We start from the raw sequence: 12078 nt of genomic DNA, 5'->3' as shown, positions 1-12078 counted from the left end.
TATGCATACAGCCCACTCCCGTCAGGCCGCGTAAATCAGCCATTTCGTACGAAGCATCGCTTTCAATCATACGAATTTTCCGAGAAAATCCCGCTCGCTTGCGCCAGCCCTATTCGGGGGCTAGTCTCGGCCCATCGCTGCACATTCAGCGATCGGGTTTAGTCGCCCGGTTAGTCATCTGGCGCATGAGCGCCACCTTTTGCGAGGCGCTTTTTTTCGGCCTCAGCTTTTTGGTGGCCGTGCGCAGGGCGCCTTCGGGCGCGCCGGTTTTTCCAGATGCACCGGTCGACTAACCTGCGTACGGCTGCCACCTATTCGTTTAGTCGCGACCCGTGGCAGCTCCTTTGAAGGCATCTGGAGTTGACCATGAAAAAAATAGTCCCCGACCCACCCGCCCTACCCTTGCACGACGCTGCACAGGGCGATGAACAGTTGTTGGACCGTGCCGCCGCCAATCGCGCCCTCGACTTTTACCTGCACGACCCTAAGCCTGCTCGCCCCGTGGCTCCGGTCACGTACGAGATCCCCGACAGCGTCAATTTAGAAGTGGCTTTGGCCCAAGCGTCAGACTTGTTGCGTTGCGCGGGGGCTTCGGCAAGTGAGGTGGGCAACGGCATGCAGGGCGACGCCCGCGACCTGGTGTTGTCCATAGGGCATTTAGTGACGATGGCCAGGGCCTATGTCGACAAATCGCTGGACGATCTGGCAACGCACTGACGCCGCACGCGCCTGAGTGCAAGCAGGCGCGTTTAACCCTACCCCTGGAGGAGCGAGCTTGCCTGACGATCTTTTGAGTTTGGCCTCTACAACGTAGCCTCGCGCTGCTCGTCAACGACTACAAGGTTGGGCCTCAAACCCCAAAAACCTCGCCAGCGCCGCACGCTGGGCCAATGCATCCTTGCGCCCCAATTCAATCAGCTCGCTGCAATACCCCGCCTCGAACAACAAATAACTCAACACACCCGCACCGCTGGTTTTGGTCGCACCCGGCCCGCGCAAAAACAGGCGCAGGGCAGCGGGCAGTTCGTGGCGATGGCGGGCGGCGATCTCATCAATGGGCTGGCTAGGGGCGATGACCAAAACGTCAACCGGCGCCAAGCCCAGGTTGTCGGGCTGGTCAGGCAATAAACGGCTGAAGTGGTTCAGGCGCTCCAGCAGTTCGATATCGCTCTCAAGGCTGTCAATAAAAGTGCTGTTGAGCATGTGCCCGCCAATTTGCGCCAAGGTCGGTTGTGGGGCGTTGTATTGGCGCGCTTGCCCGCCCTGCTGATCCGGCCCGCGCGGGTTGCCGCTGACGCCCACCACCAGCACACGATTGGCACCCAAATGCAACGCCGGGCTGATGGGCGCGGACTGGCGCACGGCGCCATCGCCAAAATACTCTTCGCCGATTTTGACCGGGGCAAACAACAGCGGGATGGCCGAGCTGGCCAGCAAGTGCTCGACGGTCAATGCCGTCGGCAGGCCAATGCGCCGATGACGCAACCAGCCTTCAATGGCACCTTCACTTTGATAAAACGTCACGGCCTGGCCCGATGAGTAGCCAAAGGCCGTGAGCGCCACGGCGCGCAAGTGCTGCCCGGCAATGGCTTGGTCGATGCCGGCAAAGTTGATTTTGTCATTGAGCAATTCGCGTAACGGCGAACTATTGAGCAGCGCCACCGGCACATGGCTGCCAAGGCCCAACAGGCTGTGGCCCAGAAAGCGGCTGGCCTGGTGGATCACCCCAGGCCAGTCGCTGCGCAACACGCGATGGCTTTCAAAGTGTTGCCAGAAGGCCGTCAAGTGCTCGACCGCCTGGGTGAAGTTCATCGCGCCACTGGCCAGGCTGACCGCATTGATCGCCCCGGCCGAGGTGCCGACAATCACCGGAAACGGGTTGGGCGCACCCGCAGGCAACAGCTCCGCGATGGCTGCCAGAACCCCCACTTGATACGCCGCCCTGGCGCCGCCGCCCGACAGAATCAACCCGGTGACCGACGCCCGCCCGTTCATACCCAGGCGCCCTTGAAGCGCAGGTTACTTGCGGCGTTTTTCGTAGAGTTTCGGCTCGCCCGGCGGCCGGGTCTTGAAGCGCCGGTGTGCCCACAGGTATTGCTCTGGACATTCACGTATCGCACGCTCGACCCATTGGTTGATACGCAGGCAGTCGGCCTCATCGCTTTCTCCGGGAAAGTCGCTCAATGGCGGATGAATCACCAACTGATAACCACTGCCATCCGCCAGTCGTTGTTGAGTAAAGGGTACAACTTGCGCTTTGCCCAGCTTGGCGAACTTGCTGGTGGCGGTCACCGTGGCGGCCTCGATGCCAAACAATGGCACGAAAATACTTTGCTTGGCGCCGTAGTCCTGATCGGGTGCGTACCAGATCGCTCGCCCGGCGCGCAGCAACTTGAGCATACCGCGCACGTCATCGCGCTCCACCGCCAGCGAGTCCAGGTTGTGGCGCTCGCGGCCACGGCGCTGGATAAAGTCGAACAGCGGGTTTTTGTGCTCGCGGTACATGCCATCAATGGTGTGCTGCTGCCCGAGCAAGGCGGCACCGATTTCCAGCGTGGTGAAGTGGAACGCCATCAGGATGACGCCCTGGCCTTCACGCTGGGCCTGCTGCAGATGCTCCAGCCCTTGGACATGCGCCAACTTGGCCAACCGTGGCTTGGCCCACCACCAGCTCATGGCCATTTCAAAAAAGGCGATACCGGTTGACGCAAAGTTTTCCTTGAGCAGCCGTTTGCGCTCGGCGGCGGTTTTCTCGGGGAAACACAGCTCCAGATTGCGCGCGGCAATCCGCCGCCGCTCACCGGCCACCCGATACATCGATGCACCCAGAAAACGGCCAATAGCCAACTGCCCTTTATAAGGCAATTGCACCACCAGCCACAGCACGCCCAGCCCTAACCACAGCAGCCAGAAACGCGGATGAAAAAAAGCAGCACGAAAACGCGGACGATCCATTAATGATTCCGGACAGACACAAGGGCCGTGCATTCTACATCGTTAGACCCGGCTTGCGGCTTGCGGGCGTTCTCGTTATAAGTCTCTGCACTTTAAGTGACAAGCCGCATTAAGCCGACCATGAGCCAAACCGAATCGCAAGACCAAGCCCCCGTGTTTCAGCTTAAGGGCAGTATGCTCGCCATTACGGTGCTGGAACTGGCCCAGAACAACCTTGAAGCCCTTGATCGCCAACTGGCCGCCAAAGTTGCCCAGGCGCCCAATTTTTTCAGTAACACCCCGCTGGTGCTGGCCCTCGACAAACTGCCCGCCGGTGCCGGTGCTGTCGACTTGCCCGGGCTGATGCGGGTGTGTCGCCAACATGGCCTGCGCACTCTGGCCATCCGCGCCAGCCGCATTGAAGACATCGCCGCCGCCATCGCCATCGACCTGCCAGTTCTGCCACCTTCGGGTGCGCGGGAGCGACCGATCGAGCCGCCTGTGGAGGTGATCATCGCGCCGAAAAAACCCGAAAAACCGCCAGAGCCAACCCTCAAACCGACCCGCATCATTACCACGCCAGTACGCGGTGGCCAAACGGTGTATGCCGAAGGTTGCGACCTGGTGGTGATCTCGTCCGTCAGCCCCGGGGCGGAACTTATGGCCGATGGCAACATCCATGTGTACGGGCCAATGCGTGGTCGGGCACTGGCCGGGCATAAAGGCAACACCAAGGCGCGGATTTTCTGCCAGCAACTGAGCGCCGAGCTGGTGTCCATTGCCGGCATGTACAAAGTATCTGAAGACCTGCGACGCGATCCTTTGTGGGGCGCCGGGGTTCAAATCAGTCTGTCAAGTGACGTGTTGAACATCACCCGTCTTTAACGGATACTCACGCCATTTTCCAACCATCTCAAATACGTAGAGAAAACAGACTAGTCTTTGTAGGCAATCAGCAGTTAGCCAGGGTTCAAGTCGCTTGAACCGGGTTCGGAGGATGTCCACACACTGTTTATCTGCTGTCGTTTATTTAGAGATGTTATTCAGGGACTAAAAAGTCCTTTTTCCTTAGGGGTGAAGCACCTTGGCCAAGATTCTAGTGGTTACATCCGGCAAGGGTGGTGTGGGTAAGACCACCACCAGCGCCGCTATCGGTACAGGCCTTGCACTGCGCGGCCACAAAACCGTCATCGTCGACTTCGACGTTGGCCTGCGTAACCTCGACCTGATCATGGGGTGCGAGCGTCGCGTGGTGTATGACTTCGTTAACGTGGTCAACGGCGAAGCCAACCTGCAACAAGCCCTGATCAAAGACAAGCGTCTGGAAAACCTGTACGTGCTGGCTGCCAGCCAGACGCGTGACAAAGACGCCCTGACCAAAGAAGGCGTCGAAAAAGTTCTGATGGAACTCAAAGAGACCTTCGACTACGTGGTCTGCGATTCTCCGGCAGGCATCGAAACCGGCGCCCACCTGGCCATGTACTTCGCCGATGAAGCGATTGTCGTGACCAACCCGGAAGTGTCCTCGGTGCGTGACTCGGACCGCATGCTGGGCCTGTTGGCCAGCAAGTCGCGTCGCGCAGAGCTGGGCGAAGACCCGATCAAGGAACACCTGCTGCTGACCCGCTACAACCCGGATCGCGTCAGCAAGGGTGAAATGCTCGGCGTTGAAGACGTCAAGGAAATCCTGGCCGTTGCACTGCTGGGTGTGATCCCCGAATCCCAGGCGGTGCTCAAGGCATCCAACCAGGGTGTACCGGTGATCCTTGATGACCAGAGCGACGCCGGTCAGGCCTACAGCGATGCGGTTGATCGCCTGCTGGGCAAAACAGTGGAGCATCGATTCCTCGATGTACAGAAGAAGGGATTCTTCGAGCGCCTGTTTGGAGGCAATTAAACAATGAACATTTTTGACTTCTTTCGTACCCGCAAAACGCCCACCACCGCGTCGGTCGCGAAAGAGCGTCTACAGATCATCGTGGCGCACGAACGCGGCCAACGCAGTACCCCGGACTACCTGCCAGCCCTGCAAAAAGAGCTGGTCGAGGTGATCCGCAAATACGTCAACATTGGCGACGATCAAGTACAGATCGCCCTTGAAAACGAGGGTAGCTGCTCGATTCTGGAACTCAACATCACCCTGCCAGATCGTTAATCGATCTAGCAGTGACCACGGCGGCTTGGAGGTTTCTCTGCTCAGGGGAACCTCCAAGCCGCCGTTGGCGTTTGTTAAGAGGCTGTTTTAATGCCGTTGTCGAACATTCACATCATCCATCAGGACGCGGGCGTTCTGGTGGTCAATAAGCCGACCTTGCTGCTGTCGGTGCCGGGCCGCGCTGAAGACAACAAAGACTGCCTGATCACCCGCCTGCAAGAAAACGGCTACCCCGAAGCCCGCATCGTGCACCGCCTGGACTGGGAAACCTCAGGGATCATTCTGCTGGCCCGCGATGCCGACACGCACCGCGAGTTGTCGCGCCAATTCCATGATCGCGAAACAGAAAAAGCCTACACCGCACTGGCCTGGGGCCAACCGGAACTGGACAGCGGCAGCATCGACCTGCCCCTGCGCTACGACCCGCCGACCAAGCCACGGCATGTGGTCGATCACGAGTTTGGCAAAAACGCCCTGACCTTCTGGAAAGTGCTGGAGCGTTGCGCCGATTACTGCCGCGTCGAGCTGACGCCGATTACTGGGCGTTCGCATCAATTGCGTGTACACATGTTGTCGATTGGCCACCCGCTGCTGGGTGACGGCCTGTATGCACATCCGCAAGCGTTGGCGGCGCACCCACGTTTGTGCCTGCACGCCAGCATGCTCAGCTTCACCCACCCGCAGACCGGCGAACGCCTGCGCTTCGAGTGCCCGGCGCCGTTTTAACAGCTACACACCCTGTAGGAGCGAGCTTGCCTCGCGATCTTTTAAACCCTCAAAAGATCGCGAGGCAAGCTCGCTCCTACGGGAGATCCAGTTGAGGGATCATTTTTTGTAATCAATGCGCTAAACTCGCGGCCTTGCTGTCTGGAGTAACTTATGCGCGAAGAGTTGAACCAAGGCCTGATCGACTTTCTCAAGGCCTCCCCTACCCCGTTCCATGCCACCGCCAGCCTTGTTCAACGCCTGGAAGCCGCCGGTTACCAGCGCCTCGACGAGCGCGACACGTGGTACACCGAAGCCAACGGCCGCTATTACGTCACCCGTAATGACTCCTCCATCGTGGCCTTCAAGCTGGGCCGTCACTCGCCCCTGCAGGGCGGCATCCGCATGGTCGGCGCTCACACAGACAGCCCCTGCCTGCGGGTCAAGCCTCAACCCGAATTGCAACGCCAGGGTTTTTGGCAGTTGGGTGTCGAAGTCTACGGCGGTGCCTTGCTGGCCCCTTGGTTCGACCGCGACTTGTCATTGGCCGGGCGCGTGACGTTCCGCCGCGACGGCAAGGTCGAGAGCCAGTTGATCGACTTTCGCGCACCGATTGCGACCATCCCCAATCTGGCGATCCACCTTAACCGCACAGCCAACGAAGGCTGGGCGATTAACCCGCAGACCGAACTGCCGCCGATTCTGGCCCAGGTTGCCGGCGATGAACGCGTGGATTTCCGCGCCCTGCTCACCGACCAACTGGCCCGCGAGCACGGTCTGAACGCAGACGTGGTACTCGACTATGAGTTGAGCTTCTACGACACACAAAGTGCCGCGGTCATTGGCCTCAACGCCGATTTCATTGCCGGCGCGCGCCTCGACAACTTGCTGTCGTGCTATGCCGGCCTGCAAGCGCTGTTGAACACCGACACCGACGAAACGTGCCTGTTTGTGGCCAATGACCACGAAGAAGTCGGTTCCTGCTCGGCGTGCGGCGCGGACGGCCCGATGCTGGAGCAGATCCTGCAGCGCGTGCTGCCTGAGGGTGACGAGTTTGTGCGCACCATTCAGAAGTCGCTGCTGGTCTCGGCCGACAATGCCCACGGCGTGCACCCCAACTACGCCGAGAAGCACGATGCCAACCACGGCCCCAAACTCAATGCCGGGCCGGTGATCAAGGTCAACAGCAATCAGCGTTACGCCACCAACAGCGAAACGGCGGGGTTTTTCCGTCATCTGTGCATGGCGGTAGAAGTACCGGTGCAAAGTTTTGTGGTGCGCAGCGACATGGGCTGTGGCTCGACCATCGGCCCGATCACCGCCAGCCACCTGGGTGTGCGCACCGTCGACATTGGCCTGCCGACCTTTGCCATGCACTCCATTCGTGAACTGGCCGGCAGCCATGACCTGGCGCATCTGGTCAAAGTATTGAGCGCCTTCTACGCCAGTAACGAACTCCCGTAATACACCCAACCTGTGTAGGAGCGAGCTTGCCTCGCGATCTTTGATCTTAAAAAAGATCGCGAGGCAAGCTCGCTCCTACACAGGTGAAAAGTGCCGGGCGATTGATTTTTGATACACATCACCCCATATCCGCCTAAAGCGACCTAGACTTGGAGCATCCACTTCTTCAGGTTTAGAACATGCCCGAAATATCCGCCTTTAACTCCATGTTGATCCCCATCGTGATCGGTATGTTGCTGCTCACCATTGGCTTCAACTTTCGCGACAGCAAACCCGGTGTCCTGTCGATCTGGTTTGGGATGCTGCTGATTTTCGGCACCATCGTTTTCAAGATCCTCGCCAAACTGAATCAATAAACGGCACCGCGCCCGCGATCACTTATTTATGTATGACAAAAAATGAATGATCGCGGGGCCTAGCGTACACTCGACCAATCCGTAATATTCAAGGTTGATCGCCTAGTGTTTCTTCGTCTCCTTACCCGGCCTCATTGGCTACTGATTTGCTTGCTGACCCTGCTGCCGCTTGCGTCAGCCCAGGCAGTCGGTATCACCAGCCTGCTCCCCAGTGCAGAAAAAACCCAGGCGCAACCCACCGAACCCTTGGGCCAGTCGCTGGATGAGGTGATTAACAACCTTGAAAACGACCAGCAACGCAGCAAATTGCTGGCCGACCTTAAAAAGCTCCGCGATGCGACCAAAAAAGCCCAGCCCGAAGCCGAAATCGGTGTACTGGGCCTGATCGGCAGCACCCTCGCCGACCTCGAAAAACAGTTCTCGGGCAACGACAGCCCCACCTCGCGCTGGACCGAAGAAATCGAACAAGCCAAGGATGAGCTGGTGGCGTTGATGCTACCGGCCCACGAGTGGGTGCCGATCATCTTTGCCTTTGCGCTCATCATCCTGATCTGGAGCCTGCTGGCCTCGCTGCTGATCTGGGTCAGCCACCGGGTGCGGGTGCGCTTTGGCCTGAGCGAAGAGTTGCCGCAGCACCCCAAGGCCGTCGACATGCTGCGCTTTGCCTTGCGCAAACTCGGCCCGTGGATGGTGGCGCTGGTGATCACGGTGTACATGAGTTACGCCCTGCCCTCTTCCCTGGGCAAGGACCTGGCCATGGCGCTGGCTTACGCCCTGGTGATCGGTACCTGCTTCTCGGCTACCTGCGTGATTCTGTTTTCGCTGCTCGACGGCCCGCACCGCCATCGCGCCTTGCACATCCTGCGGCATCAGGCGTTTCGCCCGCTGTGGTGGATAGGCAGTTTTGCTGCCTTCGGAGAAGCGCTCAGCGATCCACGCATGGTCGCCTCCTTGGGCGTGCATTTGGCGCACACCGTGGCCACCTTCGCCAACGTCATGGCGGCACTGTCGACCGGGCTGTTTATCATCCGCTTCCGCCGGCCCATCGCGCACCTGATCCGCAACCAGCCGCTGTCGCGCCGCCTCACCCGCCGCGCCCTGAGCGACAGCATCGAGACGCTCGGTACTTACTGGTACCTTGCGGCGCTGATTCTGGTCGGGGTCTCTCTGTTCGCCACCTTTCTTTCGGCGGGCGATACCAGCACCGCACTGCGCCAGTCACTGATCTGCGCCGTGCTGGTGGTGTTGTGCATGGTGATCAACGGGCTGGTACGCCGCCACGCGCAAAAGCCGCAACGCGGGCCAAAGCGCTATGCGTTTTATTCGGAACGGCTAAAGAGCTTTGTCTACACACTGGCGCATCTGATTGTGTGGCTGGTGTTCATCGAACTGGGGCTGCGGGTCTGGGGCCTGTCGTTGATCGGTTTCACCGAAGGTGAAGGCCATGAAATCAGTGTCAAAGTGTTCGGGCTGGCCGGCACATTACTGTTTGCCTGGCTGATCTGGATTCTCGCTGACACGGCCATCCATCACGCCTTGACCCGCTCGCGCAAAGGCCTGGCCAACGCCCGCGCACAAACCATGATGCCGCTGATCCGCAACATACTGTTTGCAGCCATTTTCATCATCGCGCTGATCGTCGCGTTGGCGAACATGGGCATGAACGTCACGCCGCTGCTGGCCGGTGCCGGTGTGATCGGTCTGGCGATCGGTTTTGGTGCGCAGTCGCTGGTTGCCGACTTGATTACCGGCTTGTTCATCATCATCGAAGACTCGCTGGCCATTGATGACTACGTGGATGTGGGCGGCCACCTGGGCACGGTCGAAGGCCTGACGATTCGCACCGTGCGCCTGCGGGACATTGACGGCATCGTGCACACCATTCCGTTCAGTGAAATCAAAAGTATCAAAAACTATTCACGCGAATTCGGCTACGCGATTTTCCGCGTGGCGATCCCGTACAACATGGAAATCGACGACGCCATCAAGCTGATGCGCGAGGTGGGGCAAAAGATGCGCACCGACCCGCTGCAGCGTCGCAACATCTGGTCGCCACTGGAGATTCAAGGGGTCGAAAGCTTCGAGTCGGGCAGCGCGATTTTGCGTGCACGCTTTAAAACCGCGCCGATCAAGCAATGGGAAGTTTCACGGGCGTTCAACCTGTCGCTCAAGCGCCACTTGGATGAAGCCGGCCTTGACCTCGCGACACCGCGCCTGAGTGTGCAGGTAGTGACCGCCAGCAGCGGGAACTTACAAAAGGAATAACCCGCCTGTAGGAGCGAGCTCGCCTCGCGATCTTTTGATCTTTTAAAAAGATCGCGAGGCAAGGCTCAGGCTTAACGCTCCAGCACATCCACGCCGACATGAATCGCGTCATGTCGCCAATACTCGATGTCACAGTCGATCAGCCGTCCATGCTGGTCATAGTTGATCCGCTCGATTCTCAACCCGGGGCTGCCCGTCGATACCTTGAGCGAGGCCGCAGCTTCCGCTGGCAAGGCAGTCGGTACGATCTCAAAACGTACCCGCCCGTAATGCAAGTCATAGTGCCGCGCATACAACTCAGTGATTGACTGCGTGAGGTCAAAATCCAGAATGTGCGGGAAGTATTGCGGGTTCAGGTAATGCTCGACGTACAGCACTAAACGCCTATCAATGCGTCGCGCCCGGCAAATCTGAATCACGCTGGACAGCGCGGGCAGTTGCAGGCGCGCGCACACCGCCGCAGAGGCAGGTAGTAATCGCGCGCTAATCACCTCGGTGGTCGGCACACGCCCTTGGGCGCTGACCATTGCATGGAAGTGGCTGCGCTGCATGAGGTTATAGGCCAGACGCGGTGGCGATATAAACCAGCCGCGCCGTTCCTCGCGATACACCACCCCTTGCGCTTCAAGTTGCAACAACGCTTCACGCACCGTGATGCGGGTAGTCGCGAACAGTTCGCTGAGTTTTCGCTCAGACGGTAATTGGCTGCCACAGGTCAGCAAGCCATGTCCGATCTGTTCTTGCAGGGCCAGGCCAATGGCTGTCACCGCTTTGGGTGCACCTTCACGCATCAACGTTACCTATCTGGACTAGTCCAGCACCAAATGTGGGCAGGCTCGGCCTGCAAAAACACTCAACTCTTGAGGGTGTCAGCCTAGGCAGTACAGATGACTGTTCGATGACACAGACACCTGTTTTAACCCTCAAGCCCATACCCACCGGGCCTTTGACCATGGTCTACGCTTAGCTCACGGCACTTGGCGGGCCTGTAAAAGTGCTTGCACAACCTATGCCGACATTAAAGTGTCATGCAGCCCCCTTAAATTGGCTCAGGTATTGCTGACCTAGACCAACTCACTGCAAAAACTCTAAAAAAACCAGCGTGTAAAACCAAAGGAGCTTCAGATGAAACAGTTTTTTCTGGCATCACTGTTAGGCACCAGCATCGCCCTATGCACCTCGGCCATGGCCGCCGATGTCGATTTAAAAGCGCTCGAAACCGCCGCCAAGGCCGAGGGTGCCGTGAACAGTGTCGGCATGCCCGATGACTGGGCCAACTGGAAAGGCACGTGGGAAGACCTGAACAAACTGCATGGCCTCAAGCATGTTGATACCGACATGAGCTCGGCCCAGGAAGTGGCCAAGTTTGCCGCCGAAAAAGACAACGCCAGTGCTGATATCGGTGACGTGGGCGCAGCCTTCGGCCCTATCGCCGTGGCCAAGGGCGTAACCCAGCCGTACAAGCCGACCACCTGGGAACAGATCCCGGACTGGGCCAAGGACAAAGACGGTAACTGGGCACTGGCCTACACCGGCACCATCGCGTTTATCGTGAATAAAAAGCTGCTGCACGGCTCCGAAGTGCCGACCAAATGGTCCGACCTCAAATCCGGTAAATACAAGGTCTCGATCGGTGATGTAAGCACCGCCGCGCAAGCCTCCAACGGCGTCCTGGCTGCGGCCTTTGCCAACCACGGCGATGAAAAGAATATCCAGCCTGCCCTGCTGATGTTTGCTGACATTGCCAAGCAAGGCCGCCTGTCACTGGCCAACCCGACCATCTCTACGCTGGAAAAAGGCGAAGTGGAAGTGGGCGTGGTCTGGGATTTCAACGGCCTGAGTTACAAGGCCAAAATGGCCAACCCGGACGACTACGTGGTGCTGATCCCGTCTGACGGATCGGTGATTTCGGGTTACACCACCCTCATCAACAAATACGCCAAACACCCTAACGCGGCCAAACTGACTCGCGAATTCATCTTCAGTGATGCCGGCCAGACCAATCTGGCGCGCGGCAACGCCCGTCCGATCCGTGCCGAGCACCTCAAGCTGCCTGAAGATGTACAGGCCAAGCTGCTGCCCAATGAGCAGTACAAGAACGTAACGCCAATCAAAGATGCCGAAGCGTGGGAAAAAACCTCGAAGTCCTTGCCGCAGAAATGGCAAGAAGAAGTCATCATCAACATGCAGTAAAGAGCT

The 12078-nt window shown here is 58.7% G+C and carries 12 protein-coding genes; 9 read left to right on the top strand and 3 right to left on the bottom strand.

What is annotated here, in order from left to right:
- The first annotated feature begins 366 nt into the window (after nucleotides 1-366).
- Nucleotides 367-717, top strand: coding sequence for a DUF6124 family protein (locus NTD86_RS15975; RefSeq protein ID WP_262203616.1), 351 nt, complete (start codon nucleotides 367-369; stop codon nucleotides 715-717).
- A 111-nt stretch (nucleotides 718-828) separates the two neighbouring features.
- On the opposite strand, the gene NTD86_RS15970 is transcribed toward NTD86_RS15975, so the two are convergent.
- Nucleotides 829-1995, bottom strand: coding sequence for a patatin-like phospholipase family protein (locus tag NTD86_RS15970; protein ID WP_262203615.1), 1167 nt, complete (start codon nucleotides 1993-1995; stop codon nucleotides 829-831).
- A gap of 24 nt (nucleotides 1996-2019) precedes the next feature.
- On the bottom strand, nucleotides 2020-2955 hold the full coding sequence (locus NTD86_RS15965; protein WP_262203614.1) for a lipid A biosynthesis lauroyl acyltransferase: 936 nt from the start codon (nucleotides 2953-2955) through the stop codon (nucleotides 2020-2022).
- Nucleotides 2956-3075: 120 nt separating this feature from the next.
- Between NTD86_RS15965 and minC the strand changes: the two genes are divergently transcribed.
- The 7 genes from minC to NTD86_RS15930 all read left to right on the top strand — a co-directional run bounded on the left by minC (nucleotide 3076) and on the right by NTD86_RS15930 (nucleotide 9879).
- Nucleotides 3076-3819 carry a septum site-determining protein MinC gene (minC, locus tag NTD86_RS15960; RefSeq protein ID WP_262203613.1) on the top strand — a complete coding sequence of 248 codons (744 nt, stop codon included), beginning with the start codon at nucleotides 3076-3078 and terminating at the stop codon, nucleotides 3817-3819.
- Between the two features lie 199 nt (nucleotides 3820-4018).
- A complete protein-coding gene (gene minD / locus NTD86_RS15955) occupies nucleotides 4019-4831 on the top strand; it encodes a septum site-determining protein MinD (protein ID WP_262203612.1) in 813 nt (270 codons plus the stop codon).
- Nucleotides 4832-4834: 3 nt separating this feature from the next.
- A complete protein-coding gene (gene minE, locus NTD86_RS15950; RefSeq protein WP_019410761.1) occupies nucleotides 4835-5089 on the top strand; it encodes a cell division topological specificity factor MinE in 255 nt (84 codons plus the stop codon).
- Nucleotides 5090-5179: 90 nt separating this feature from the next.
- On the top strand, nucleotides 5180-5815 hold the full coding sequence (locus tag NTD86_RS15945) for a pseudouridine synthase (protein ID WP_262203611.1): 636 nt from the start codon (nucleotides 5180-5182) through the stop codon (nucleotides 5813-5815).
- Nucleotides 5816-5968: 153 nt separating this feature from the next.
- Nucleotides 5969-7258 carry a M18 family aminopeptidase gene (locus NTD86_RS15940; RefSeq protein ID WP_262203610.1) on the top strand — a complete coding sequence of 430 codons (1290 nt, stop codon included), beginning with the start codon at nucleotides 5969-5971 and terminating at the stop codon, nucleotides 7256-7258.
- A 179-nt stretch (nucleotides 7259-7437) separates the two neighbouring features.
- Nucleotides 7438-7614, top strand: a complete 177-nt coding sequence (locus NTD86_RS15935; RefSeq protein ID WP_262203609.1) for a hypothetical protein — start codon at nucleotides 7438-7440, stop codon at nucleotides 7612-7614.
- 105 nt (nucleotides 7615-7719) lie between these two features.
- Complete coding sequence (locus NTD86_RS15930) at nucleotides 7720-9879, top strand: mechanosensitive ion channel family protein (RefSeq protein WP_262203608.1); 2160 nt, start codon at nucleotides 7720-7722, stop codon at nucleotides 9877-9879.
- A gap of 71 nt (nucleotides 9880-9950) precedes the next feature.
- Here the strand turns inward: NTD86_RS15930 and NTD86_RS15925 are convergent, their stop codons facing one another.
- Nucleotides 9951-10670, bottom strand: a complete 720-nt coding sequence (locus tag NTD86_RS15925; RefSeq protein WP_262203607.1) for a UTRA domain-containing protein — start codon at nucleotides 10668-10670, stop codon at nucleotides 9951-9953.
- Nucleotides 10671-11004: 334 nt separating this feature from the next.
- Here NTD86_RS15925 and NTD86_RS15920 point away from each other — a divergent pair, with 334 nt between their 5' ends.
- Nucleotides 11005-12072, top strand: coding sequence for an ABC transporter substrate-binding protein (locus NTD86_RS15920; RefSeq protein WP_262203606.1), 1068 nt, complete (start codon nucleotides 11005-11007; stop codon nucleotides 12070-12072).
- The last annotated feature ends 6 nt before the right edge of the window (nucleotides 12073-12078 follow it).

Origin of the sequence: Pseudomonas sp. 7P_10.2_Bac1, assembly GCF_025465935.1 — a bacterium.
Taxonomy (GTDB): Bacteria; Pseudomonadota; Gammaproteobacteria; order Pseudomonadales; family Pseudomonadaceae; genus Aquipseudomonas.
This window is presented reverse-complemented; position numbering and strand designations above follow the sequence as displayed.